Here is a 26,170-nt window from a genome sequence, read left to right as displayed (position 1 = left end):
TCCGTTAAAGCGGTGCGCTGCTTCAGTTGGGCGCCGGGCCTGGCGCCGCCGCCTGTTTTGCATTCGCCGCAGGCGCGGCGATTTTCAGCTGCGCCTGCCATGTCTTCAGGTACTGGTCGATCAGGGCGGTGTGATGTATCTGCGGTTCCGAATGCAGTACTTCGCCGTCTTTACCGGCGGATTTGATATCGTCGTTCTCCCAGGTAGCGACCAGGGATTTGGCTTTGTCGAAAGCCGCGCTGAAGGATGCGCTGCCAGGCAGGGATTTCTGGAAAAAGGCCCGCCCGAAATAGGTGAAGTCATTGTCGTCGGAACAGCCGAAGGAAGTGCGGTCAGGGCGTGCGGCGGCAATCACCATGGTGTGTTCGTTTTTTAACGGATTGATGAAGCCGCCGGCATAGCAGGCCGAAACCACCACCACCTTCCAGCGTATGCCGGACTCAGCCAGCATTTTTCCCAGTTCCGTGGCCTTGAGATAACGCAGCTCCATGCCATTCTGGGCCAGCATCAGCTCATGATCGCGCGAGCCGTGGCTGGTCAGGTACAGGAACAGGATGTCCTTTTCCTTGTCCATCTTGCCGGCGATGGCGTTCAGGCTTTCGCGGATGCTGGTGACTGTCGCCATCGGCTGCTGCGACACTGTATTGCGGCTGTTGACCAGTACTATCGAACGCCCCTGGGTGCCAAAATCGCGGTCGAACTGCGCCCGCACAAAATCCGTTTCGCGGTGAAATACTTCTTGCGAACCGTCGCCGGCGACAGCCAGCAGGTACAGGTTGATCTTGCCCGGTTCACGCGGGGCGACTGCCGCCAGGGCCTTGTCGAGCAGGGCACGCTGCTGGTACAGCGCGGTTTCTATGTTCAGCTTGGCTTGCGCTTCAGCCGCCGCATTTTCCAGGATACCTTCGCTCCAGTTGCCGCTGTCCTTGGTGCGGCCGTCTTTTTGCGGTGTAGCGTAAACCAGGGTGCCTTCGCCTTCATAGAAGCCGTACGCAAAATTTCCTGTGTAGCGGTCGCCTTTGGCACTCCGGTAAATCCCTTGTCCGTGGTATTTCCAGTTCTTGAATCCGCCCTGGTAGCTGCTGCCGTCCTTGCCGGTGTAGTGTCCCTGGCCGACCAGGCGTCCGCCGGAAAAAATGCCTTCGTAGACATTGCCCCCTGCATCGGTAAGCCGGCCGCCGCCGTCAGGCAGCCATTTCTTGAAAGCGCCGACATAGCGGGAGCCGTTTTTCCTTTGGTAGACGCCATGTCCGGCGAACTCTCCCTTGTCGAATTCCCCCTCGTAGAATTCTTCGCCCTTTACTTCGTAGCGCCCTTTACCCTGGTATTGACCATCGGCGAACTCACCTTTGTAAGTGCGTCCGTTCGGATACTTTATTTCACCTTTGCCGGCGTATGATCCTTGCTTGAACTGGCCCGTGTATTCCTCGTTCCTGGAAGTCAGCTTTCCGAGGCCGTCGAATTCGTTATTGGCGAACTGTCCGACGTACACCGTGCCGCCGGGATTGACGGCGCGGCCCTGGCCGGATCTCATGCCGTCCTTGAACTCGCCTTCGTACTGATAGCCAAGATCTATCTGGTATTTTCCTTTGCCGGAAAACAGCCCTTTTTCAAAGCCGCCCTCGTAGGTCGCGCCGTTTTCCCATTCTATTTTGCCCTGGCCCTGCAATTTTCCGTCCGCCAGCTGGCCGTAATATCGGCCGCCGTCGGGGGTAACTGCGTCCGGGCCGGATGCGGCGGCGCAGGCGGTCAGGAATCCCGAGAAAAGCATACATATCGCAGTCGCCGCTAGTGCGCGGCCGCAGCTGCCGGCTTTATTTTTATGCATGTATTTCCCTGTTTCCGAAGATTTTGAGCTGCCGCGAATTGCGGTACGGAAATTTAACATGAGAGCTTGTTTTTTGGATAAAAATCCAGGTTCCCATGGTAATTGGCGTTGTTTCAGGTGTCGGCGGCACGCCCGCTCTGTACACTAGCGAACACACGGATAAATTTGGCGACTATACTCAAAGCCCGGAAAAAAGCGTTTCCGGCAGCGTTTCCAGACGTCAAATCCGCTTTTGGAGTTTTATTATGGACAAGCCTCCAGACCCCAAGAAGAATCACCTGCTGGCCGCGCTTCCGGACGCCGAATGGCAGCGCTGGCTGCCGCAACTGGAAGCGATCGAGATGCCGCTCGGCCAGGTGCTGTATGAATCGGGCAGCACGCTGAACTATGTATATTTCCCCACCACTTCCATTGTTTCGCTGTTGTACCTGCTGGAAAACGGCGCCTCAGCCGAGATCGCGGTAGTTGGCAACGAGGGCATCGTCGGCGTTTCCCTGTTCATGGGCGGCGAATCCACACCCAGCAGGGCGGTGGTGCAAAGCGCCGGCCAAGGTTACCGCTTAAGGGCGCGCTCGATGAAAGACGAGTTCAACCGCGCCGGCCCGGTGCTGCACCTGCTGTTGCGGTACACCCAGGCGCTGATCACCCAGATGTCGCAGACGGCGGTATGCAACCGCCACCATACGCTGGACCAGCAGCTGTGCCGCTGGCTGCTGCTGAGCCTGGACCGGCTGCAGGGCAACGACCTGGTGATGACGCAGGAACTGATCGCCAACATGCTTGGCGTGCGGCGCGAAGGCGTCACGGAAGCGGCCGGCAGTCTGCAGGCGGCGGGGCTGATTCGCTATGTGCGCGGGCACATCACGGTGCTGGACCGGCCGGGCCTGGAGAAGCGCACTTGCGAATGTTATGCGGTGGTCAAGAAAGAATGCGACCGTTTGCTTCCTGACAAACTGGCGATCTGATGTAACTCAGCTTGCCGCGCCGGCCCGGCGCCTCAATTCAATCTTCCTTATGTGCGGTAGCAGACGGTCAGCCGCAACTGCTTGCCGCAAACTGCTGTTACTACCCCGACATCGTATTCGCCAATAACGCGATCTTCATCTCGGCTCGTTCAGCTGACGGGCCGGCAATATACCGGAGAACCAGTTTGGGCATCGTCGAGAACCATCTGATCGAGCTGCTTCCGCGCAAGGATCGCCTGCACCTGCTGTCTGTCAGTGAGCCGGTCGAGCTGGAACTGGGTGAGGTGTTGTGCGAGCCTGGCAACGCTATCCGCCATGTGTATTTCCCTACCGAAGCGTCGATTTCGCTGGTAGCCCGGATTGAGGGCAGCCCGGGAGTGGAAGTTGGCATGGTAGGGCGGGAGGGCATGCTGGGGGTGCAGATGGCGCTGGGTGTGGCGACAGCGCCCGTGCATGCCGTGGTACAGAGCCCGGGCGCCGCACGACGTGTCGGCGTCAATGATTTTCGCGGCGAGCTGGCGCATAGCCCGGCTTTGCTGCGCGCCATGCACCACTATCTGTATGTGCGTATGGCGCAAATGGCGACTTCGGCTGCCTGCCTGCGTTTTCACCTGATTGGTCCGCGCCTGGCGCGCTGGCTCCTGATGAGCCAGGACCGGGCGCATTCCGACAGTTTCCGCGTCACCCACGAATTCCTGGCCGCCATGCTCGGCGTGCGCCGCGAAGGCATCACCGCCGCCGCCAGCGCCTTGCAACGCAGCGGCTTGATAGAATACCGGCGCGGCAACCTCAAGGTACTCGACAGGCCTGGACTGGAAGCCGCGGCATGCGGCTGCTATGCCGCCGAACAGCAAGCTTATGCAGCGTGGTTATGCTGAAGGCCAGCATGACTGCCTGCTGGCCCCAATTCCTTATTTCCCGACTTCGTGGCCGATGACGCCGCCGACTGCGGCGCCGCCCACTGTGCCGAGTGCGCTGCCGTTGGTCAATACCGCACCGCCGACTGCGCCTACACCTGCGCCGATCGCCGTATTCTGTCCGCGACGCGACATGCCGTCGCATGCGCCGAGGCCAAGCAACATGACAACAGTGATTGCTGTGGCAGTAAGTTTTTGCATGGTTTTCATAAGGACACCTCTTTATCAATACTCAGGCGTAGGGAAATGCCCTAGCCTTGAAGTCAACAGTAGCTGTAAAACCGGCCATGGTCGGTACGGTGGCGCACCTAGACCTATATTCAGGTTTCCAGTTTTGCATCCAGGGTAATCTTGGCGTTGAGCAGCTTCGACACCGGGCAGCCTGTCTTGGCCTTGTCCGCCACCGCCTCGAAACTGGCCTGGGTTGCGCCGGGAATCCTGGCGACCAGGTCCAGGTGCACCGCGGTAATCGAGAAGCCGCCGTCAATTTTCTCCAGCGTTACCGCGGCGCTGGTCTTGATGCTTTCCGCGGTCATGCCGGCTTCGCCCAGCTGGGCCGCAAGGGCCATGCTGAAACAGCCGGCATGCGCGGCTGCGATCAATTCTTCCGGATTGGTGCCGGGGCCGTCCTCGAAACGTGTGTTGAAGCCATATTGGGCCTTGGCCAGTACTCCGCTTTGGGTCGAGATATTGCCTTTGCCATCCTTGAGGCCGCCGTTCCAGATTGCCGATGCTGTACGTTTCATAACCGTGTCTCCTAGGTAAAAAAGATTTGTCATGTGTTGAAGGCTGCTGGACACAATCCCACGCTGCACTGGCCGCAGTCAGTTCGATAGCCAACATAGGAGGCACGCACGGTACGGCAAGCGGTTGCCTCGCCGATGCATTCGTGGCAGCATGTCCAGCAGGGCTTTTTGCAGTCTGCAGTCATCACTGGGAGCAACCAGCAATGAATATCGACGAGCTGAAGTCGGTGGCCGGCGCCATCGTGGCAGGGCAGAAGGGCATATTGGCGGCGGATGAAAGCGGGCCGACCATCAAGAAACGGTTTGATGTCATCAAACTCGAGTGCAGCGAAGAAAACCGCCGCCGTTATCGTGAAATCCTGTTTTCCACCGAAGGTGTCGAACCTTATCTCGGCGGCGTCATCCTGTACGACGAAACACTGCGCCAGAATGCAACGGACGGCACGCCTTTTGCCGAGCTGCTGACGCGGCGCGGCATCATCCCCGGCATCAAGGTCGATAGCGGCGCCAAGCCGCTGGCCCTGCATGCGGGCGAGAAAATCACCGAGGGGCTGGACGGCTTGCGCGAGCGGCTGCAGGAGTACCAGCAGCTGGGAGCCAGGTTCGCCAAGTGGCGCGGCGTGATCGAGATCAGCGAGCAGGGCATTCCGACAAGCTCCGCGATCCAGGCAAACGCCCACGCCCTGGCGCGTTATGCCGCGCTGTGCCAGGAGGCCGGGATCGTGCCTATCGTCGAGCCGGAAGTGCTGATGGACGGCTCGCACGACATCGCGCGCTGCGAAGCGGTGACGTCAAAGGTGCTGGAAATCGTGTTTGCCGAGCTGGATAACCAGCGCGTCGTGTTCGAGGGCATGCTGCTCAAGCCGAACATGGTAATTGCCGGCATGAAGTGCCCGCAGCAAGCCGGCGTGCAACAAGTTGCCGAAGCCACCATGCGTTGCCTGACGCGTTATGTGCCGGCATCGGTTCCCGGCATCGTGTTCCTGTCCGGCGGCCAAAGCGCGCAAGACGCGACCGCGCATCTGGATGCAATGAACAAGCTGGGCGCGCATCCTTGGCCGGTCAGCTTCTCGTACGGCCGGGCGCTGCAGGCGCCGGTGCTGACGACATGGAAGGGGCAGGAACAGAATGTCGCCGAAGCGCAAAAAACCTTCTTCAATCGCTGCCGGCTGAACGGCCTGGCGCATGCCGGGCAGTACGATAGTGCGATGGAAAAAGCGCCTGCATAAGATAGGCATCCCGCGTCATCGCGGGATGCGGATCAGCCGGCGTTCCGTATTTTTGCGACGGCAGGCGAGCGCAGCCGGAAACCGTCCGGCATGCCCGAGCCCAGCAGCGGCTGCAGGTAAAGCCGGAAGGCATCGGTGACGTCGGTGCCGCTGGCGGCGATCAGCTCGTCTTCCATGACCCGGGTCTTGCCTGCCACCACATCCAGGTCCAGCAATTCATAGTTGACCGCGTAGTTGATCGAATAAGCACCGCTGCGCTTGATGGCGACTGTGCCGTTGCGCTTGTCGTGGATTGCAAATTCCAGCGCTTTTTCGCCGACTTCGCGCGCTTCGCGCTGGTCCACGTCCGAGACGCAACCCATGAAGGAGCGCTGCAGGTAACCGAAGGTGTCGCCGCGCACGCGCTTGATGTTCAGCTTCGACTTGATCTCTTCGCACAGCAGGTCAGCCAGGGCGCCGTTGCCGGACAGCTGCACGTTGCCATGGTCGTCGCGCTCCACCGTCTTCGCCAGCAGGCTGGCGATAGGCGTGCCGGATGCGTCGTGTATGCCTTCCGAGACGGCGATCACGCAGCGGCCGAAACGCTGGTAAGCCTGCTTCACATCGGCCAGGAAATTTTCCAGCACAAAGACCCGTTCCGGCAGGTAGATCAGGTGCGGCCCGTCATCGGCAAATTTCCGGCCCAGCGCTGACGCCGCTGTCAGGAAACCTGCATGCCGGCCCATCACTACACCGACATAGACGCCGGGCAGGGCGGCGTTATCCAGGTTGGCGCCGGCGAAGGCCTGCGCCACGAAGCGCGCGGCCGACGGGAAACCCGGCGTGTGATCGTTGCTGACCAGGTCGTTGTCGATGGTCTTCGGTATATGGATGCAGCGCAGGGGAAAGGCCAGTTTTTCCGCTTCCAGGCTGAGGATGCGCAGGGTATCGGAGGAGTCGTTGCCGCCTATGTAGAAGAAGTGATTGATCTGGTGCGCCTGCAGCACCTGGATGATTTCCTGGCAATACTTGAGGTCGGGTTTGTCGCGCGTCGATCCCAGCGCGGAAGACGGGGTGTTCGCCACCAGCTCCAGGTTGGCGCCGGTTTCCTGGCCCAGGTCGAGGAAGTCTTCGTTGACGATGCCGCGCACGCCATTGCGGGCGCCGTACACCAGGTCGACATCGGACACGCCGCGCGCCGCCAGCACTACTCCCGCCAGGGACTGGTTGATGACGGCGGTCGGGCCGCCGCCTTGCGCGATAAGGATTCTTCGGGGGTGCATGGGATTCCTCCTTGAGCCATCGTTGAACGGAGCTGTCAGTGTAGTGCTTCGTAAATGGGGGAGCCACAGAAGTGCCGATTTTTTGTGCCAGGCTAGGCGCAAACCGGAGCGATAGTGGTGCTATCGCGAGGATTTGCAACGACGCATGGCGCAAAAAAGCGGTGCTTATGTGGTTTCATCATTTGCGAAGCACTACGCTGGCGATTCTACCTCCATCGCGCGGGCGCCAGCCAATCGCTTTATTTCCCCCAGATTTTCTTGTATTCGTTGCGGTAGCCGTTATTCGGTTCGAAGGTATTTTGCTGGCCGCCATGGAATGCAATGTTCTGCTCCGTGACCAGGTAGGCCGGCGTGGCGTAGGAACTGGCTTTCTCGCCGGAGAACGAACGGTTCAGTTCGTCGACGATTTGCCAGCCCTGCAGGCTGAACGGTTCGGGCACGGTGGAGAGCTGGACCGTCTTGCTGCGGATGCGCTGGTAGGCCGATTCGGAACCTTCGCCGGCGGACAGCGCCTCGATCTTGTTGCTGGCGATGATCGCCGCCGCGGCCGGCGTCGCCAGCAGGTCAAGGTAGTTGTCGTTGACGCCGATGATGTGCGTCCATTTCTTGCCGAAGCGCTGCGCCAGCGCAGTCAGCAGGGCCGGCATCTTGTCGGCCGTGGTAGTGGCCGGCAATGCTTCCACGCTGAGCAGGGTGCAGCTGCGGCACTGCTTGACCACCGCCGCCACTTCATTCGATTTAGACTGGGCGTACAGGCTGTTGGGGTCGGTGAAGACGACCACCCCGGCCTTGCCGTTGGAGTTGACTACGCCCAGCAGGGTCGCGATTGTCGCCTCTTCCTTGGGATCGGCGGTGACATTGGTAAACAGGCCGTCGCTCGGACCTATCCTGGTAGAGGCGTGCCAGCCGACCACCGGCACGCCCTGGGTATTGGCGGCATTCATTTCCTTGGGCTGTTCGTTGGCGTCGATGCCGGCCAGGACGATGCCGTTCGGTTTCAGCGCCAGCGCCCGGCTGAACGCTTCCGCGTGTTTGCTGTTGACGCCCCAGCAATCGATCACGAACACGTCCCAGCCCGCTACCGCCGCAGCTTCCTTGACGCCGTTGGTGACGCGCAGGACGCTGTTGTTCTTCAGGTTCGAGGCGATCAGTACAATCGATTTTTTTTGCGCTGCGATTCGGGGGCCGCTGGTGGGACCGTCCCAGCTGGTTTTGAAGGCCATCGCCTTGGCGATCCTGGCGTTGGCGCGGTTCAGGAACAGGGTTGGATCTTCCTGTGCGAAGGCGGAACTGATAAGGCTGAAGACAAGTGCTACCGTGACGAAATTAAATTGTGTCAATTTCATTATTTTTATCCGGATTTGACTGCGTATGGTCGGAGCGGATTTCCCGCCTGTCTTTTTTATTGCAAACTATTCGTTGCAGACTACTCCCTGTATTGCAAAATACACACATCTCCCTGAGCCAGTGCTGACGCCGCTTTCAAGCAAATTGACTAGCCCGGAAAGCGACGCCGGCAACAGCGTGCCTTAGCTTACGCAAAGGTTAAATCATTGTCTATTGGAAATCAGTTCCGGATTTAATAATTTCGGCAGCAGCACAGCCGGAACGATGGCAAACGGACAAAAGGGCTGCCCGTCGCGCAGACGGGCAGCCCTTTATCGATTGCAGCGATGCCGGCGGATTGCCGTTTCAGGTCAGCGCCGAGGTCACTTTCAAGACTTCTTCCACCGTGGTCACGCCTTCCAGCACCTTCAGCGCGCCGGCCAGGCGCAGCGGTTTCATGCCGTCGCGGATGCTTTGCTGTTTCAGCGCATGGATGTCGGTCTCGGTCTGGATCAGTTTCGAGAACGGCTGGGTCACGGTCAGCAGTTCGTACAAGCCGGTGCGGCCGCGGTAGCCGGTCTGACGGCATTCCGGGCAGCCGACCGGATGGTAGAGGTTGGCCGGCTTGGGCACGTTCCAGTTTTCCACCAGCGTGGCCCAGACATCGTCGGCGACCTGGCCGTCGGCGCTCTTGCAGTGGGTGCACAGGGTGCGCACCAGGCGTTGCGCCATGATGCCGATCAAGGTGGTTTCCAGCAGGTAGTACGGCACGCCCAGTTCCAGCAGGCGCATCACCGCCGACGGCGCGTCGTTGGTATGCAGGGTCGACAGCACCAGATGGCCGGTGAGGGCGGCCTGGATCGCCATTTCGGCGGTTTCCAGGTCGCGGATTTCGCCCACCATGATGATGTCCGGATCCTGCCGCATCAGGGCCCGCACGCCATCGGCGAAGGTGAGGTCGATGCCATGGTTGACCTGCATCTGGTTGAACGAGGCTTCCACCATTTCGATCGGGTCTTCCACCGAGCAGACGTTGACTTCCGAGGTAGCCAGCGCCTTGAGCGTGGTGTACAGGGTGGTGGTCTTGCCGGAGCCGGTCGGGCCGGTCACCAGGATGATGCCGTGCGGGCGCTTGGTCAGCGCGTCCCAGCGCAGGGCGTCGTCGGCCGGAAAGCCTAGTTCCGGCAAGGTCTTGACCACCACCTCCGGATCGAAAATCCGCATCACCAGTTTTTCGCCGAAGGCGGTCGGCAGCGTAGACAAGCGCAGCTCGATTTCCTGGCCGCCGGCGGTGCGGGTCTTGATGCGGCCATCCTGCGGCCGGCGCTTTTCGATGACGTCCATCCGCCCCAGCAGCTTGATGCGCGCGGTCATGGCGATCATGACCACTGCCGGCACCTGGTACACCTGGTGCAAGACGCCGTCGATGCGGAAACGGATGGCGCTGAAGTCGCGCTTGGGTTCCATGTGGATGTCGGAGGCGCGCTGTTCGAACGCGTACTGCCACAGCCAGTCGACGATGTTGACGATGTGCTGGTCGTTGGCGTCGACCTGCTTGTTCGATTTGCCCAATTCGACCAGCTGCTCGAAGTTGTTGCGCAGCGCCAGTTCCTGGCCGCCCGATTTGTGGGCGCTCTTGATCGATTTCGCCAGCGTAAAGAACTGCGTGATGTATTGCGTGATGTCGAGCGGATTGGCGATCACCAGGCGGATATTGCGGCGTGAAATCTTGGCGATTTCGGCCTGCCATTCGGTGCGGAACGGCTCGGCGGTGGCGATCACCAGGTCGGTCAGGCTCAGTTCGACCGGCAGGATGTTAAAGCGGGTGGCATAGCTGGCGGACATCACATCGGCCACCTTGGCGAAATCGATCTTCAGCGGATCGATGCGGTAGAACGGCATCTGCACCTGGCGCGCCAGCCATTCGGTCAGCCATTCCAGGGTGATGGCGCGATGCGGCGGCAGCGCCGATTGGCGCTTGCACTGGGCTACCGCATTGAGCGGGTGGATCGCGATCGGGGCGTTGCGGAAAATCCCCTGCGCCTGGGTATAAAAGGCTTTCACCTCGTTCTTGTCAACCGTGCCGTCGTTCAGCAGCCAGGTGAAGATCTGCTGCAGGTCTAGTATTTTTGGCGATGCAGTGTTCATTGCGACAGGAGTATCGGTGGGTTGAACTGCGGGTTGGGCTGCGTTTGTCTGGTATGCCATGGCTTCAAGCCTAGTCCGTTACTGCGGCGAATGCCAGGTCTTCAGGCCGTTGACCCAGGACTTGGCCGGCAGCTTGGTGGCGGCGGTGATTTCGGCGGCGCGGTCATAAAGGGCGCTGAAATCGACCGGCGGCGCCTTCTTGAAAGCGATAGCGATCACATTGCCTTCGTGGACTTCCGGCAGGCACCAGACGTCGTCGAAGGCAAACATCATGGCTTTCAGGTTCTTGGCATAGCTGGGATGGTCGCCGAACAGGTTGACCGTCATGATACCGTCGTCTTTCAGGCAGGCGGCGCATGCGCTGTAGAACTCGGGCGTGTCGAGCACCGGACCGCGCGCGGTGGCGTCGTACAGGTCGACCTGCAGGGCGTCGATGCTGCCGTGGTTGAGCGGATCCATGACAAAATCCATGGCGTCCATCTCGAGCACCGACAGCCGCTCGTCGTCGGGCGGCAGCTTGAACATGGAGGAGCAAATCGCCAGCACCGAGGGGTTCAGTTCAACCGCGGTGACGCGCGCGGCGGGAAACTGGCGGTAGCTGAACTTGGTCAGCGCCGCGGTGCCCAGGCCCAGCTGCACGATATGCTGCGGTTCCGGGTTGAACAGCATCCAGGCCATCATCTGCTGCGCGTATTCGAGTTCCGGCCAGTCCGGCTTGCGCAGCCGCATGGCGCCTTGCACCCACTCGGTGCCGAAATGCAGGAAACGCACGCCGTCCTGTTCGGACAGCGTCACCGGAGCAAACTTGGGTTTGCGCGGCGGTTTTGGCGTGTCTTTTTTTGCAACTTCAGGGCGTTTGCGCGGGCCGTCCATGCGGTTGGCGTCGGCTTCTATGGATTTGCGTTTGATCAGCATTAGCGGAATAAATAGCGTCGGGTAAAAATGTAGGGCAATGATACCGTGCCCCGGCAGCAACTTGCGCTAAATATTGTCTGACCGGACGCGGTCAATTTGTCGCCGTTCAGGCCAGGCAGTCCCGCAGCGCCAGCCAGGCGTCCAGTTTTTCCGCATACGGCCGGGTATAGGCCGGACTGCTGGAGGGGAGCAGGATTATGCGGTAGTCCGCGGCCCGCGGCCCCAGCGCCTTGAGTCCTAGCCTGGCGGCGGTGCCGCCGTTGAAGGCGATCGTCGTTAGTTGCGGCAGCGACGCGGCAAGGGTGGGCAGGTCGTTATGCACGTGGTCGCGGATATTACTGTCCAGGCTGCCGTCGCGCTGCGCTTCGGCGACCACATCCCACAAGCCTATGTGCCTGGCCAGCAGGGCTTGCAAGCGGTCGGCATAGGGCAGCGCCGGCAGGTCGACGCCGGCCACTTCCGCCAGCAGTTTCCAGAAGCGGTTTTGCGGATGGGCATAATACTGGCTGTGCGCCAGCGATACGTTGCCCGGCAGGCTGCCCAGTATCAACAGGCGGACCTGCTCATCGACTACCGGCGGAAAGCTGCGCTTGCGGGTCATCAGGGTCAGGAATGGAACTGGCGCAGGCCGTCCAGGTCGAGGATGGTGATGCTGCCGTAATCGACTTTCAGCAGCCCGGCTTTTTCCAGCACCTGCAGCGCCTGGTTGGCGCGCTGGCGCGAGGCGCCGGAAAGATTGCCGACTTCTTCCTGGGAAATCTGCAGTTCGCGGCCTATGCCGGGATTCAGGTAGGGATTGAACAGCGCCGCCAGGCAGCGCGCCACGCGCGCGTCCGGCTCCAGCATGCGGTCATACTCCACCAGCGAGATGAACAGCGCCAGCCGTTCGTTGAGCTGGGTGACCAGGAAGCGGTTGAACTGGATGCTGTTGTCGAGCAGCCATAGGTAAGTGGCTTTCGGCATGTACAGCAGTTCGCTGTCGCGCAGCGCCACCACATCGTATTTGCGCGGCTCGCTCTTGAGCAAAGAGCCTTCGCCCAGCCAGCCGCCATTCGCCATGCCGGCAAAGGACACCGTTTTACCTTCGGGGGAAACGCTGCTCATCTTCAGCAATCCCTCGTGGACGCCTATCCAGTGGGTGACCGGATCGCCTTTGTGGCAGACAAAGGCGCCGCCGGCAATCTTGCGGCTGAACATCTCGGCTTCCACCCGCGCCAGTTGCGCATCGGTAAGCGAACGCGCCCACATGGTCTTGGCCAGCATGTCTTGGATGGAGGTCTCTTTGATCATTATGATGCGTTGCAATATCGAAAATTTGGCAATTGTCTGCGAGATGACAACCCCATCTCCCGACTCACACTACTATCATCGCACGAAAGCAGCAGATAACCGGCTGTTACAGTCCACTATAGTAAGTGCGACGTAAGCATGCCGGCCCAGACTGACTTGACACTGACAGGCGCACGGCTTCGATTTCGATGCCGCGGGACCAAATAAAAAAGGTGGGGGCGATGGTGGAGACAACACGACGTCCAGGAGTGCAGACATTTCCAGACCTGCTCCTGAAACATGCGCAGGAACGCCCGCAGCAGCCGGCGTTCCGGGAAAAAGACCTTGGCATCTGGCAGGCGACCAGCTGGGCCGACGTGGCCGGCGAAGTGCGGGCTTTTGCCTGCGGCCTGGCGGCGCTTGGTTTCCGGCGCGGCATGAGCCTGGCGATTGTCGGCAATAACTGCCCGCGGCTGTATTGGGCGATGTCGGCTGCGCAGTGCCTGGGCGGCATGCCGGTGCCGCTCTACCAGGACGCCCCTGCAGCCGACATGGCTTATGTGCTGGACGACGCCGAAATCGATTTTGTGGTGGTGGAAGACCAGGAGCAGGTCGACAAGGTGTTCGAGATCAAGCAGGCGCTGTTGCGCATCAGCCGCATCATCGTCGATGACGAACGCGGCCTGCGCAATTACCACCAGCCCGAATTGTCTTCCTTTGCCAAGGTGGCGGAGATAGGGCGCGCCTACGACCTGGCGCATCCCGGTTTTTTCATGAACGAAGTCGATGCCGGGCGAGCCGACGACATCGCCATCATCCTGTATACCTCCGGCACCACCGGCAAACCGAAAGGCGTCTGCCATTCGCATGCAGCGATGATCGCCACCGCGCGGACGCTAGTCGAGTTCGACCGGCTGGACCAGGACGACGACCTGCTGTGTTACCTGCCGCTGGCCTGGGTCGGCGATTTCCTGTATTCGTTTGCGCAGGCGCATGTCGCCGGCTTCTGCCTGAACTGCCCGGAATCGCCGCATACCGTGATGACCGACCTGCGCGAGATCGGGCCGACCTATTATTTCGCGCCGCCACGCATCTACGAAAACATCCTGACGCAGGTGATGATCAGGATCGAAGACGCCGGCTGGATCAAGCGCAAGCTGTTCCATGGGTTCATGGGCATCGCCCGGCGTGTCGGCATACGCATACTCGACAAGAAACCGGACGTATCGCTGGCCGACCGTCTCCTGTACGGAGTCGGCAACCTGCTGATCTATGGTCCGCTGAAGAACGTGCTAGGCATGTCGCGGATTCGTGTCGCCTATACCGGCGGCGAAGCGATCGGCCCCGACCTGTTCGACTTCTACCGCTCGCTGGGGATCAACCTGAAGCAGCTGTATGGCATGACGGAAACCTGCGTCACCGTCTGCATGCAGCCTTCCGGCGACGTCAAGCTGGACACGGTAGGGCGGCCGATGAAGGGAGTGGAGGTGCATATCGACGCCAAGGGCGAGGTGCTGGTGCGCTCGCCCGGCTTGATGAAATCCTATTTCAAGCGGCCTGACGCCACCGCGGAGGCGATCGACGCTGACGGCTATTTCCACACCGGCGACGCCGGTTTTTTCGATAGCGACGGCCACCTGAAAATCATCGACCGCGCCAAGGATGTGGGCAAGATGGCCGGCGGCACCCTGTTTGCGCCGAAGTACATAGAAAACAAGCTGAAATTCTTCCCCTTCGTCAAGGAAGCGGTGGTGTTCGGTAACCAGCGCCAGCAATGCACTGCCTTCATCAATATCGACATGGATGCGGTCGGCAACTGGGCTGAACGCCGCAACCTGGCCTACAGCAGCTATGCCGACCTCGCCGCGCAGCAGGCGGTGTACGCGCTGATCGCCGGCTGCGTGGAAAAGGTCAACGCCGACCTGGTGCAAGATCCTTTGCTGGCGGCATCGCAGATCCACCGTTTCCTGATCCTGCACAAGGAGCTGGATGCCGATGACGACGAGCTGACGCGCACCCGCAAGGTGCGGCGCGATTTCATCGCAAGCAAGTACGCTTTGCTGATCGACGCCCTGTATGGCGGCAAGCGGTCGCAGTACATAGAAACCCAGGTCAAGTTCGAAGACGGCCGGCAGGGAATGATCGCTGCCGACCTGCAGATCGCCGACGCCAGGACTTTTAACTCTTTCGATAAAGCGGCTTGACTGAGATGAGTGCGATCATGAAAAGACATGCCACGGCAGAAGTCATTCCGGCAGAACCGGCGCCGCCGGCCGCGGCCTTGCACAAACCGGAACAGCAGGTGATGGGCAGGGAGCGCAACATCGGCGAAGTGGTGCTGGACTTGCAGAATATTTCGCTGTCGTTCGGCGGCGTCAAGGCGCTTACCGATATCTCGTTCAATGTGAAAGAGCATGAAATCCGCGCCATTATCGGTCCCAACGGCGCCGGCAAGAGTTCGATGATCAATGTCATCAACGGCGTTTACCATCCGCAAAAAGGCAGCATCGTGTTCCACGGCGTACCGCGCCACAGCATGCATCCCAGCAAAGTGGCGCGGCAGGGAATTGCGCGCACCTTCCAGAACATCGCCTTGTTCAAGGGCATGACAGTGCTCGACAACATCATGACCGGCCGCAATACAAAGATGCATTCCGGCCTGCTGGCGAACGCCATCTGGTGGGGCGGGCGCGCAACGAGGAAATGCAGCACCGGCGCAAGGTGGAGGAGGTGATCGATTTCCTGGAAATCCAGCACATCCGCAAGACGCCGGTCGGGCGCCTGCCTTACGGTTTGCAAAAACGCGTGGAGCTGGCGCGCGCCCTGGCCGCGGAGCCAAGCATGCTGCTGCTGGACGAACCGATGGCCGCATGAACGTCGAGGAGAAGCAGGACATGTGCCGCTTCATCCTGGATGTCAACGACCAGTTCGGCAGCACCATCGTGCTGATCGAGCATGACATGGGAGTGGTGATGGATATCTCGGACCGGGTGGTGGTGCTCGACTACGGCAAGAAGATTGGCGACGGCACGCCGGACGAAGTCATGAACAATCCCGAAGTCATCAAAGCCTACCTCGGCAGCTCGCACTGAACGGAGACGACAAATGCAATTTTTCCTTGAAGTGACATTGAGCGGCTTGCTTTCGGGCCTGATGTATTCGCTGGTGGCGCTGGGCTTCGTGCTGATCTACAAGGCTTCCGGCGTATTCAATTTCGCCCAGGGCGCCATGGTCTATTTTGCGGCGCTGGCGGTGGTCGGCCTGATGGACAAGGGCTGGCCGATGTGGGCGGCGATCATCGGCGCCTTTGCGGTAATGGTGGTGGTGGCGGTAGCGACCGAGCGCCTGGTGCTGCGCAAGCTGGTCAACCAGCCGCCGATCACCTTGTTCATGGCTACCATAGGGCTGGCTTTTTTCCTGGAAGGACTGGGGCCGATGCTGTTCGGCAGCGAAGTGCGGGCGATCAACCTCGGCATCGTCGACGAGCCTATCGCCTCGATCATGGACAGCTTCGGCATAGGCATCTCCAAATTCGACCTGTTTGCTTCGGGCATGGTGATCGGGCTGGTGCTGCTGCTGGCGCTGTTCTTCCAGAAAACAAAGGTTGGGCGGGCCTTGCGGGCTGTGGCGGACGACCACCAGGCGGCGCTGTCGCTGGGCATTCCTTTGCGCCATATCTGGGTCATTGTCTGGGGCGTGGCCGGTTTTGTGGCGCTGGTTGCCGGTTTGCTGTGGGGCTCGCGCAACGGCGTCCAGTTTGCGTTGACGATGACGGCCTTGAAGGCTTTGCCGGTATTGATACTCGGCGGTTTTACCTCGATCCCTGGAGCGATTGCCGGTGGCCTGATTATCGGCGTCTCCGAAAAACTGGCCGAGATCTATATACCGCCGGTCATGCAAGACATGTTCGGCGGTAATTTCGGCGGCATAGAAGGATGGTTCCCGTATGTGTTTGCGCTGCTGTTCCTGCTGGTGCGGCCGGAGGGGCTGTTCGGCGAACGGCATATTGATCGTGTGTGACGGCCTGCCAACCTGCAAGATGATTCGAACGGAGAAATGCCATGTTTTATCGTGAGGCCGGACAGTTTAAAACCTCGTACATCGCGGATAGCCAGATATTTCCGATCCGGCAGGACCGCATCGGCATGGCCATCCTGCTGGCGGTTGCCTTTGTCGGCATTCCGCTGATCGGCAGCGAGTACTGGTTTTCCGCGATCCTGATTCCTTTCCTGGTGTTCGCGCTGGCGGCGCTGGGCCTGAACATACTGACCGGTTACGCCGGCCAGCTGTCCCTGGGTTCGGCTGCCTTCATGGCGGTGGGCGCCTACGCTGCCTACAATTTCCAGCTGCGGGTGGAGGGCATCCCGATCCTGCTGTCCTTCATCCTGGCCGGCTGCTGCGCGGCTGCGGTCGGCGTCCTGTTCGGCCTGCCTTCGTTGCGGATCAAGGGTTTTTACCTGGCAGTGGCGACGCTGGCCGCGCAATTTTTCGTGATCTGGGTGCTGACCAAATTTCCCTGGTTTTCCAACGACAGTTCTTCCGGCGTGATCAGTGCGCAAAAGATCGACCTGTTCGGCATCGCCATCAACAGCCCGGTCAGGAAATACCTGTTTGTGCTGGCGATTGTCTGCGTCATGGCGCTGCTGGCGAAAAACCTGGTGCGCTCTTCCACCGGCCGCGCATGGATGGCGGTGCGCGACATGGACGTGGCGGCCGAAGTGATCGGCATCCGCCTGATGCAGACCAAGCTGCTGGCGTTTGCCGTCAGCTCGTTTTTCTGCGGCGTCGCCGGCGCCTTGTACGCTTTCTGTTACCTGGGATCGGTGGAGCCGGACGGCTTTTCGCTGGATTTGTCGTTCCGCATCCTGTTCATGATCATCGTCGGCGGCGTCGGCAGCATCCTTGGCGCTTTCCTCGGTTCGGCCTTCATCCTGCTGCTGCCGATTTTCCTGGACAACGTCTTGCCGCCGCTGGCGACCTGGCTGCACCTGCCGTTCACCAACGCCACGGTGTCGCATATCCAGATGATGCTGTTCGGCGCCCTGATCATTTTCTTCCTGATTGTAGAACCGCACGGGCTGGCGCGCCTGTGGCAGATCACCAAGGAAAAACTGCGCCTGTGGCCATTCCCGCATTGACCGATGCGGCAGTTTTTTGCAGTCACTCAGTCCCAATGATTAGCACGGTAATTAGCACAATAAAGGAGACAAGATAATGAAAAACCTCAAACGGATCATGCTTGCCATGGCGGCCGCGGCCAGCCTGCTGGCGCCGGCCTTGCCGGCAATGGCGCAGGCGAGCGACCAATTCATCGCGATTCCCAGCTATCGGGTCGGTCCTTATGGCACCAATGGCCAGTCGTATTACGGCGGCTACATCGACTACCTGAGCTACGTCAACCTGAAGGAAGGCGGCATCAACGGCGTCAAGCTGTCCTGGGAAGAATGCGAAACCGAATACAACAACGCCAAGGGTGTCGAGTGTTATGAACGCCTGAAAGGCAAGAACCCGGTCACCAAGGGCACCGCCATCAACGCCATGGCGACCGGCATCGCCTATGCGCTGATCGACAAGACGGCGGAAGACAAGGTGCCGCTGCTGATGGTCGGCTACGGCCGTACCGATGCGGTGGACGGCTCGGTGTTCCCGTATGCCTTTCCGCTGGTGACGACCTACCAGATGCAGGTGTCGGCAATCGTCAAATACCTGGCGAGCAAGAATAACGGTTCGCTGGCCGGCAAGAAGATCGTGTTCCTGTACCACGATTCGGCCTACGGCAAGGAACCGATAGTAGCGCTGGAAGCCGAGGCGACATTGGGCAAGTTCAAGCTGGTGCAGATTCCGGTGGCCCATCCCGGCAACGAGCAGGGTGCGCAGTGGCTGAAAATCCGCCAGGAAAACCCGGACTACGTCATTTTCTGGGGTTGGGGCGTGATGAACCAGACCGCCTTGAAGGCGGCGCAGAAAGTCGGATTCGCCCGCGACAAGATCATCGGCTCCTGGTGGGCCGGCTCTGAAGAAGACACGGTGCCGGCAGGCGATGCCGCCAAGGGTTACCTGAGCGCCACCTGGAACGTTTCCGGCAAGAGCGTGCCGCTGATCGCCGATATCGAGAAGGTGGTGTACGGCGCCGGCAAGGGCAACATGCAGGACAAGGCCAAGATCGGTTCGATCCTGTACAACCGCGGTGTGTCGGCTGCGCTGGCGACGGTGGAAGCGATACGCACCGCCCAGGCCAAGTACGGCAAGGGCAAGTTGATGAGCGGCGAGGATGTACGCTGGGGGCTGGAAAACCTCAACATCACCAACGCGCGCCTGCAGCAGCTGGGTGCTTCCGGCTTGCTGCCCGAAATCAAGACGTCCTGCGACAACCATGAGGGTTCGGGCAAGATCAAGATCCAGCAATGGGACGGCGGCAAGTGGGTCCTGGTATCCGACTGGATCGAAGGCAACAAGAACCTGATCCATCCGCTGTTCAAGGCTTCCGCTGCGAAGTACGCAAAAGAAAAAGGCATCACGCCCGCCTGCATGAAGTAGTCCCGGCGCCGGCGCCCGTACGGACGCCGGCGTTTTTTACTGCATAGCCGAGGAACGCATGGGTACCGCACTCAACATCAACAATATCGAAGTGATCTACGACCACGTCATCCTGGTGCTGAAAGGGGTGTCGCTGGCGGTGCCGGAAGGGAAGATCGTTGCTTTGCTTGGAGCCAACGGCGCCGGCAAAAGCACGACGCTGAAAGCGATCTCCAACCTGCTGTCGGCGGAGCGCGGCGACGTCACCAAAGGCAGCATCGAATACAAGGGCGAGCGGGTCGACCGCCTGACGCCGAACGACCTGGTCAGGCGCGGTGTGATCCAGGTGATGGAAGGGCGCCATTGTTTCGGCCATCTGACGGTGGAAGAGAATCTCCTGACCGGCGCTTATACGCGCCAGGTCAGCAATATCCAGGTCAAACGCGACCTGGAACGGATCTACGATTATTTCCCGCGCCTGAAAGAACGGCGTAAATCGCAGTCAGGTTATACCTCCGGCGGCGAGCAGCAGATGACGGCGATCGGCCGGGCGATGATGGCCAAGCCGTCGATGATCCTGCTGGATGAGCCGTCGATGGGGCTGGCGCCGCAGGTGGTGGAGGAGATCTTCGAGATCGTCAAGGACCTGAACCGCAGGGAAAACGTGTCTTTCCTGCTGGCAGAACAAAACACCATGGTGGCGCTGCGCTACGCCGATTTCGGCTACATCCTGGAAAACGGCCGGGTAGTGATGGAAGGCGCCGCCAGCGAGCTGGCCAGCAACGAGGATGTGAAAGAGTTCTACCTGGGAGTATCGGGCGCTGGACGCAAGAATTTCCGCGACATGAAGTTCTATCGACGCCGCAAGCGCTGGCTGGCCTGACTTGATCGCTACGCCGTTTTTCCGTCAACGCACACAGGTCCGCCATGTCTGACACTCTCGATTTTCTTGAACAACGCCATCCATTGCAGCGCGAAGCGGATCTGATGAGCGGTTTGCCGCAATTGATCGCGCGGGCGCAGGCTGCAACCGGCTGGGCCCGTATCCTGCACGGCGTAGCCGCCGGCGATATCCGCGACCGTGCCGCGCTGGCGCAATTGCCGCTTACGCGCAAATCCGATTTGCATGAACTGCAGGCGCAGCAGCCGCCGTTCGGCGGCCTGAACACCACGCCGCACCGTCAGTTGCGCCGTTTATATGTTTCGCCCGGAGCGATTTTCGATCCCGAGGGATACGGCCAGGACTGGTGGCGTTTTGCGCGGCCGATGCGCGCCCTGGGGCTGCGCGCCGGCGACCTGATACAGAATTGTTTTGCCTACCATTTCACGCCGGCCGCCTTCATGGTTGAAGGCGCGGCCAGCAAGCTGGGCTGCGCCGTGATCCCGGCCGGCATCGGCCAGACCGAGCTGCAGGTCCAGGCGATGTCGGCCTTGCGGCCGGATGCCTACGTCGGTACGCCGTCTTTCCTCAAGATCATCATCGAAAAGGCGCGCGAGATGGGCGCCGACATCGGCACCGTGCAACGGGCGCTGCTCAGCGCCGAAGCCTTGCCGCCATCGTTGCGCCAGTGGTTCCACGATAACGGCGTGCCGCATGTGCTGCAATTGTATGCCTCGGCCGACGTCGGCAATATCGCTTACGAGTCGCTCAGCAACGGCCGCCTCAATCCGGGTATGATCCTGGATGAGGACCTGATCCTGGAAATCGTGCGGCCCGGCAGCGGCGACCCGGTTGCCGCCGGCGAAGTGGGCGAGGTGGTGCTGACTTCTTTCAACCCCGATTATCCTCTGATACGGTTCGCCACCGGGGACTTGTCCGCGGTGCTGGAAGGCGTCTCGCCATGCGGCCGCACCAATACCCGCATCAAGGGCTGGATGGGACGCGCCGACCAGGTGACCAAGGTGCGCGGCATGTTCGTCCATCCGTCGCAGCTGGCCGAGCTGCTGAAGCGCCATCCGCAGGTCCTGAAAGCGCGCCTGGTGGTCAGCGGCGCCATGGCAAACGATGTCATGACGCTGCATTGCGAGGTGCAGGATGCGCCGGTCTCGGCCGCGGAACAGATTGCGGACAGCCTGCGCGAGATAACCAAACTGCGCGGCGAAGTTTTATTTGTCGCGCCGGGCAGCCTGCCGAATGACGGCAAAGTCATCGAGGATGCCCGCAAATACGAATGAGGGCAGCATGTCGAAACAAGTGATCGTGATTACCGGCGCCAGCCGCGGCATCGGCGCCGCCACGGCGCACCTGGCGGCCGCCCGCGGCTACGCCGTATGCGTCAATTATGTGCATAACCGCAGCGCCGCCGAGCAGGTGGTCGAAACCATCCGCAAAGCCGGCGGCGAAGCCTTGGCGGTTGCCGGGGATGTTGCCGTCGAGGCCGATGTCTTGAACCTGTTCCAGACCGTCGATGCGCAACTCGGCAAGCTGACCGCCCTGGTCAACAACGCCGGAATCCTGGAGCGGCAGATGCGGGTGGAAGAGATGGACGTGGCGCGTTTGCAGCGCGTGTTCAGCACCAACATCGTCGGCAGCTTCCTGTGCGCCCGCGAAGCGGTGCGGCGCATGTCTACCAGCCTCGGCGGCCAAGGCGGCTCCATCGTCAACCTGTCGTCGATGGCGGCCAAGCTCGGCGGTCCGGGCGAATATGTCGATTACGCCGCCTCCAAGGGAGCGATCGACGCCATGACGGTCGGCCTGGCGAAGGAAGTCGCCGGCCAGGGCATCCGCGTCAACGCGGTGCGGCCGGGCGTGATCTACACCGACATTCACGCCAGCGGCGGCGAACCGGGCCGGGTCGACCGGGTCAAGGATACGGTGCCGATGCGGCGCGGCGGCAGCGCCGACGAAGTGGCGCGCGCGATCATGTGGCTGGTGTCCGACGAGGCGTCTTATTCGACCGGCGCATTCATCGATGTCGCCGGCGGCCGCTGAGGTTGCCGATAGGCTGGCGGCGAGGGCGGAAAACCATGGTTTTTTTGCAAAATCCCAGTTGCCTGTGAAAAATTGATAAAATGAGCAGAATTGGCGAAAACCTGATCCACTGATTCACTGTCCAACGCTGCAAGTAACGGCGCCGTACCCGGGCAACCCCTCTGTCGGTGCGCTTCGCGGGTCATGCGGCAATTTTTGTGTAAGAGCAATTTATGATGGAGTTATCAAGAATGAAGAACCTGATCGTAGTCGCGGCCCTGGTGGCCTTGAGCGGTTGCGCTGTAACGCCGAATTCGGCAAATGTATATACCAGCCACCAAGCCCAGGGCGAGCAATCGGTGCGCATGGCGGTGGTTGATTCGGTGCGTCCGGTCACTATCGACAAGAACACCGGCGGCGGCGCCGGCACCTTGGCTGGCGGCGCGCTTGGCGCGGTAGGCGCCGGTTCGCTGATCGGCAAAGGCAACGGATCGATTGCAGCCGGCGTGGTCGGCGCGGTGCTCGGCGGGATTGCCGGCAACCAGGTGGAAAACAACCTGAATCAGCGTCCAGGCCTGGAAATCACCGTGCGCCTGAGCAACGGCGAATTGCGTGCTATTACCCAGGATGCCGACGAGCGTTTCAACGTTGGCGACCGCGTGCGTTTGCTGTCTTCAGGCGGCGTTACCCGGGTAACCCACTAACAGCCGGAGCAAGCGGCTGTAAAGTCAAAAAGGCTGGAAGACAATCATGTCTTCCAGCCTTTTTTATTGTGCGGGCGGGACTGCTTATTTGCCTGCTACTGGCCGCCGTTATGGATCACCACCAGCAGCGCGCTGGCAGCATTCTTGCCGACATTCTTGATGTAGTGCGGGCGGTCCGCCGCATAGCGCGCCGTTTCGCCGACCTTGATCTTGGTGATGTTGCTGCCGCTCTGGACTTCCAGCATGCCGGACAAGACCGTCAGGTGTTCGCGCGAAGCCGGTTCGTGCGCCTCCGAGTCGAGGCAGCCGCCGGGTTCGACCGACAGTTCGTACCATTCGAACTGACCGGCCAGTTCGATCGGCCCCAGGATGCGCAGCACGCAATGGCCGTCGCGCGAGCGCAGCGAAGGCGTGGCGTGGCTGGGCAAGGTTTCAATCGAGGCCGCGACCGGCTGGTTGCCGTCCACCAGCAGCGAGATCGGCACGCCGAGGGCGTTGGCCAGGCGCCACACCACGGCAACCGTGGGATTGGCCTGGTTACGCTCGATTTGCGATAGCATGGACTTGGAGACGCCGGCGCGTTTCGATAAGGCATCCAGCGACAGCCCGTCGGCCTGGCGCAGCTTGACCAAGGTATCGCCGACCTTGGGCGGTGCATCCTCCAAATTTTTTCCTGAATTGCTGCTCATCTGGTTGACAACCTCGTTTTTGTGCATTATCGTGGAATTCTTGTTCGATATATCGAATTGAAGCAATATATTATATAAGATCGAGGCAGACAATGACACAAGACATCACTACCCAGGCAGGCGCTGCCGGCTTCTATGGCCACTTGCGCGACGAGCTGGCCGGGATCGAGGCCGCCGGCCTGCTGAAAAGCGAGCGCCTGATCCTTGGCCCGCAGGGCGGCAAGATCAATACCGCCAGCGGTGAATTGATCAACCTGTGCGCCAACAATTACCTCGGATTGTCTTCGCACCCGGCCTTGATCAAGGCCGCCCACGCGGCCCTGGACAGCCATGGTTTCGGCCTGAGCTCGGTACGTTTCATCTGCGGCACGCAAGATATCCATCGCGAACTGGAACAGCGCCTGGCGACGTTCCTGGGCACCGAGGACTGCATCCTGTACGCCGCGGCGTTCGACGCCAACGGCGGCTTGTTCGAGCCCTTGCTGGGCGAGCAGGACGCGATCATCAGCGATGCGCTCAACCACGCTTCTATCATCGACGGCGTCCGCCTGTGCAAGGCGAAACGCTATCGTTACGCCCACAACGACATGGAAGACCTGGAGCGCTGCCTGAAACAGGCCAAGGCCGACAACGCCCGTTTTTCCATGGTGTTTACCGACGGCGTGTTTTCGATGGACGGCACCGTGGCGCAGCTTGATGTGATCCGCCAGCTGTGCGACCAATACGGCGCCTTGCTCGGCGTCGACGACTGCCACGCCACCGGCTTCATGGGTGCACGCGGACGCGGTACGCATGAAGCGCGCGGCATCTTCGGCAAGGTCGACGTCATTACCGGCACCCTTGGCAAAGCCCTGGGCGGGGCCAGCGGTGGCTTCACTGCGGGCCGGCGCGAGGTGATCGACCTGCTGCGGCAACGCTCCCGGCCCTACCTGTTTTCGAACACCCTGATGCCGGCGATCGTCGGCGCTTCTATCGAGGCGCTCAACCTGCTGGAAGCGTCTACCGAGCTGCGCGACCGCCTGGAGCGCAACACCGTCTATTTCCGCAAAGCCATCACTGAAGCCGGTTTCGAGATCAAACCTGGGACCCACCCGATCGTGCCGCTGATGGTGTACGACGCCGTGGTCGCGCAGAACCTGTCGCGCCGCCTCTACGAGCTGGGCGTGTACGCGGTCGGTTTCTTTTATCCGGTGGTGCCGCAAGGACAGGCGCGGATCCGGGTGCAGATGTCGGCGGTCCATGACGAAGCAACGCTGCAACGCGCCGTGCGCATATTCCGGCAGGCCGGCGAAGAGCTGGGCCTGGTGAAGAACTGAAGAGCAGAACTGAAGAGACAAGAGATGAAAAAAATATTGGTAATCGGCGCCAACGGCCAGATCGGCACCGAATTGACGACCGCACTGGTCAAGCTGCATGGCGCAAAACAGGTTGTCGCGAGCGATATACAGGCGCTTGGCCGGCATCAGGAACTGGCTTACGAAAAACTGGATGTGACCGACGCCAAGCATTTGGCGGAGGTGGTGCAGCAACACGACATCGGTGAAATCTATCACCTGGCGGCGGCCTTGTCCGCCAAAGGCGAAGAGCATCCGGAGTGGGCCTGGAACCTGAACATGACGGGCTTGCTGAACGTGCTGGAAGTGGCGCGCCAGGCCAAATTGTCGAAAGTGTTCTGGCCCAGTTCGATCGCGGCATTCGGCCCTTCGACCCCGCGCGACAATGCGCCGCAGGTCGGCCCTATGGATCCGAAGACTGTCTACGGCATCTCGAAGCTGGCCGGCGAACATTGGTGCACCTGGTATGCGGAAAAATACGGCATGGATATCCGCAGCTTGCGTTATCCGGGCCTGATCAGCTATTCGGCGGAACCCGGCGGCGGTACAACCGACTACGCCATCCAGGCATTGTTTTCCGCGGCTGAAGGCAGCGGCTTCACCAGTTTCCTGGGTGAAGAAAGCACATTGCCGATGATGTACATGCCTGACGCTGTGCGCGCCACCATTGAACTGATGAGTGCGCCGAAAGAGAATCTCAAGACGGCCGGCTCATACAATCTGGCGGCGTGGAGTTTTTCGCCGCGCGAGCTGGTGGCCATCATCCAGCAGCGTGTGCCAACTTTCCAGGCCGCTTACAAGCCGGACTTCCGCCAGGCAATCGCCGATGCGTGGCCGCGTTCGATTGACGATGCCAGTGCACGTCAAGACTGGGCATGGCGTCCGGCGTATAGCCTGAGCGAGATGGTTGACGACATGCTGGCGCATCTTGTCGGTCGTAAGCAGGTAAGCCAGGAAAAGCAAGTCGCCTGAGGTATCGGTTGAGGCCTTTTGGTAAAAGCCGGGAGACAATTTGTCTCCCGGCTTTTTTCATAAGCATTCAAGTAATTTTCTTCTTGTCCACGACTGCGCCGTCCGATAGGCGCATATTATTTGTTAAAAACCAACTAATGGTCGGCAGGATGCCTGCATTGATTGCAGAAATTCGCCAAATTGATAGCGTTGCAATCAATTTCAAGGAGCTGCTATGGCTACAAACCTGGTGGTTAGAAACCTGGAAGAAGAACTCACTCTGGCACTCAAACAACAGGCTGCTGCGCATGGCCGCAGTGCCGAATCCGAACACAGGGAAATCCTGCGGGCAGCGCTGCAGCGCCCGCAGCGGCGCTCGCTGGTGGAATTTTTATTGAGCATGCCGAATGTCGGGGAAGACAAGGACTTCGACGCGCGCAAACTCCGAGAATAAATTCAG

The 26,170-nt window shown here is 60.4% G+C and carries 24 protein-coding genes and 1 pseudogene; 15 read left to right on the top strand and 10 right to left on the bottom strand.

The window, feature by feature from the left end:
- Positions 1-22 precede the first annotated feature (22 nt).
- Positions 23-1,771, bottom strand: coding sequence for a C13 family peptidase (locus tag CFter6_RS15075; protein WP_061540630.1), 1,749 nt, complete (start codon positions 1,769-1,771; stop codon positions 23-25).
- A gap of 302 nt (positions 1,772-2,073) precedes the next feature.
- On the opposite strand from CFter6_RS15075, the gene CFter6_RS15070 reads away from it, so the two are divergent.
- On the top strand, positions 2,074-2,793 hold the full coding sequence (locus CFter6_RS15070; RefSeq protein WP_061540629.1) for a Crp/Fnr family transcriptional regulator: 720 nt from the start codon (positions 2,074-2,076) through the stop codon (positions 2,791-2,793).
- Positions 2,794-2,978: 185 nt separating this feature from the next.
- Entirely contained in the window at positions 2,979-3,671 is a 693-nt protein-coding gene (locus CFter6_RS15065) for a Crp/Fnr family transcriptional regulator (protein WP_061540628.1), read from the top strand.
- A gap of 33 nt (positions 3,672-3,704) precedes the next feature.
- Here CFter6_RS15065 and CFter6_RS15060 read toward each other — a convergent pair whose 3' ends face one another.
- Both CFter6_RS15060 and CFter6_RS15055 read right to left on the bottom strand, forming a co-directional pair.
- Complete coding sequence (locus CFter6_RS15060) at positions 3,705-3,920, bottom strand: glycine zipper 2TM domain-containing protein (RefSeq protein WP_061540627.1); 216 nt, start codon at positions 3,918-3,920, stop codon at positions 3,705-3,707.
- Positions 3,921-4,030: 110 nt separating this feature from the next.
- The gene (locus tag CFter6_RS15055; RefSeq protein ID WP_061540626.1) at positions 4,031-4,456 is read right to left on the bottom strand and encodes an OsmC family protein; all 426 of its coding nucleotides are present in this window, start codon (positions 4,454-4,456) and stop codon (positions 4,031-4,033) included.
- Positions 4,457-4,659: 203 nt separating this feature from the next.
- On the opposite strand from CFter6_RS15055, the gene CFter6_RS15050 reads away from it, so the two are divergent.
- Entirely contained in the window at positions 4,660-5,685 is a 1,026-nt protein-coding gene (locus CFter6_RS15050; protein ID WP_061540625.1) for a class I fructose-bisphosphate aldolase, read from the top strand.
- A 32-nt stretch (positions 5,686-5,717) separates the two neighbouring features.
- Here CFter6_RS15050 and CFter6_RS15045 read toward each other — a convergent pair whose 3' ends face one another.
- The 6 genes from CFter6_RS15045 to CFter6_RS15020 all read right to left on the bottom strand — a co-directional run bounded on the left by CFter6_RS15045 (position 5,718) and on the right by CFter6_RS15020 (position 12,599).
- Positions 5,718-6,947, bottom strand: coding sequence for a 6-phosphofructokinase (locus CFter6_RS15045; protein WP_061540624.1), 1,230 nt, complete (start codon positions 6,945-6,947; stop codon positions 5,718-5,720).
- 239 nt (positions 6,948-7,186) lie between these two features.
- Entirely contained in the window at positions 7,187-8,293 is a 1,107-nt protein-coding gene (locus CFter6_RS15040) for a substrate-binding domain-containing protein (protein WP_061540623.1), read from the bottom strand.
- Positions 8,294-8,639: 346 nt separating this feature from the next.
- Positions 8,640-10,421: a type IV pilus assembly ATPase TfpB gene (tfpB, locus tag CFter6_RS15035; RefSeq protein WP_061540622.1), complete on the bottom strand. Its 1,782-nt coding sequence runs from the start codon at positions 10,419-10,421 to the stop codon at positions 8,640-8,642.
- Positions 10,422-10,499: 78 nt separating this feature from the next.
- Complete coding sequence (locus CFter6_RS15030; protein ID WP_061540621.1) at positions 10,500-11,336, bottom strand: spermine/spermidine synthase domain-containing protein; 837 nt, start codon at positions 11,334-11,336, stop codon at positions 10,500-10,502.
- Positions 11,337-11,442: 106 nt separating this feature from the next.
- Positions 11,443-11,937 (bottom strand): DNA-deoxyinosine glycosylase, encoded by a 495-nt coding sequence (locus CFter6_RS15025; RefSeq protein ID WP_061540620.1) that lies wholly within the window; start codon positions 11,935-11,937, stop codon positions 11,443-11,445.
- Between the two features lie 5 nt (positions 11,938-11,942).
- Positions 11,943-12,599, bottom strand: coding sequence for a Crp/Fnr family transcriptional regulator (locus CFter6_RS15020; protein WP_190275255.1), 657 nt, complete (start codon positions 12,597-12,599; stop codon positions 11,943-11,945).
- Positions 12,600-12,847: 248 nt separating this feature from the next.
- Between CFter6_RS15020 and CFter6_RS15015 the strand changes: the two genes are divergently transcribed.
- The 9 genes and pseudogenes from CFter6_RS15015 to CFter6_RS14975 all read left to right on the top strand — a co-directional run bounded on the left by CFter6_RS15015 (position 12,848) and on the right by CFter6_RS14975 (position 22,736).
- Complete coding sequence (locus tag CFter6_RS15015) at positions 12,848-14,809, top strand: AMP-dependent synthetase/ligase (protein ID WP_061540619.1); 1,962 nt, start codon at positions 12,848-12,850, stop codon at positions 14,807-14,809.
- A 5-nt stretch (positions 14,810-14,814) separates the two neighbouring features.
- A pseudogene (locus tag CFter6_RS26835) lies at positions 14,815-15,697 on the top strand (ABC transporter ATP-binding protein).
- 13 nt (positions 15,698-15,710) lie between these two features.
- Positions 15,711-16,625, top strand: a complete 915-nt coding sequence (locus CFter6_RS15005) for a branched-chain amino acid ABC transporter permease (RefSeq protein ID WP_061540618.1) — start codon at positions 15,711-15,713, stop codon at positions 16,623-16,625.
- A gap of 41 nt (positions 16,626-16,666) precedes the next feature.
- Complete coding sequence (locus CFter6_RS15000) at positions 16,667-17,743, top strand: branched-chain amino acid ABC transporter permease (protein ID WP_061540617.1); 1,077 nt, start codon at positions 16,667-16,669, stop codon at positions 17,741-17,743.
- A 76-nt stretch (positions 17,744-17,819) separates the two neighbouring features.
- Positions 17,820-19,142: an ABC transporter substrate-binding protein gene (locus CFter6_RS14995; protein WP_061540616.1), complete on the top strand. Its 1,323-nt coding sequence runs from the start codon at positions 17,820-17,822 to the stop codon at positions 19,140-19,142.
- Between the two features lie 58 nt (positions 19,143-19,200).
- Positions 19,201-20,004 carry an ABC transporter ATP-binding protein gene (locus tag CFter6_RS14990; protein ID WP_061540615.1) on the top strand — a complete coding sequence of 268 codons (804 nt, stop codon included), beginning with the start codon at positions 19,201-19,203 and terminating at the stop codon, positions 20,002-20,004.
- Positions 20,005-20,048: 44 nt separating this feature from the next.
- On the top strand, positions 20,049-21,296 hold the full coding sequence (locus CFter6_RS14985; RefSeq protein WP_061540614.1) for a phenylacetate--CoA ligase family protein: 1,248 nt from the start codon (positions 20,049-20,051) through the stop codon (positions 21,294-21,296).
- Between the two features lie 7 nt (positions 21,297-21,303).
- Entirely contained in the window at positions 21,304-22,053 is a 750-nt protein-coding gene (locus CFter6_RS14980; RefSeq protein WP_061540613.1) for an SDR family oxidoreductase, read from the top strand.
- Between the two features lie 230 nt (positions 22,054-22,283).
- Positions 22,284-22,736, top strand: coding sequence for an outer membrane lipoprotein (locus CFter6_RS14975; RefSeq protein ID WP_061540612.1), 453 nt, complete (start codon positions 22,284-22,286; stop codon positions 22,734-22,736).
- A 95-nt stretch (positions 22,737-22,831) separates the two neighbouring features.
- Here the strand turns inward: CFter6_RS14975 and CFter6_RS14970 are convergent, their stop codons facing one another.
- A complete protein-coding gene (locus tag CFter6_RS14970) occupies positions 22,832-23,425 on the bottom strand; it encodes a helix-turn-helix domain-containing protein (protein ID WP_061542382.1) in 594 nt (197 codons plus the stop codon).
- Between the two features lie 92 nt (positions 23,426-23,517).
- Between CFter6_RS14970 and kbl the strand changes: the two genes are divergently transcribed.
- The 3 genes from kbl (at position 23,518) to CFter6_RS14955 (ending at position 26,164) form a co-directional block, all read left to right on the top strand.
- On the top strand, positions 23,518-24,741 hold the full coding sequence (gene kbl / locus CFter6_RS14965) for a glycine C-acetyltransferase (RefSeq protein ID WP_061540611.1): 1,224 nt from the start codon (positions 23,518-23,520) through the stop codon (positions 24,739-24,741).
- Positions 24,742-24,765: 24 nt separating this feature from the next.
- Positions 24,766-25,731 (top strand): NAD-dependent epimerase/dehydratase family protein, encoded by a 966-nt coding sequence (locus CFter6_RS14960; protein ID WP_061540610.1) that lies wholly within the window; start codon positions 24,766-24,768, stop codon positions 25,729-25,731.
- A 214-nt stretch (positions 25,732-25,945) separates the two neighbouring features.
- Entirely contained in the window at positions 25,946-26,164 is a 219-nt protein-coding gene (locus CFter6_RS14955) for a FitA-like ribbon-helix-helix domain-containing protein (protein WP_061540609.1), read from the top strand.
- Positions 26,165-26,170: the final 6 nt, after the last annotated feature.

This window comes from Collimonas fungivorans (genome assembly GCF_001584145.1).
GTDB classification, from domain to species: domain Bacteria; phylum Pseudomonadota; class Gammaproteobacteria; order Burkholderiales; family Burkholderiaceae_D; genus Collimonas; species Collimonas fungivorans.
The sequence above is the reverse complement of the archived record's forward strand: the minus strand, read 5'-3'. Positions and strand labels throughout refer to the sequence as shown.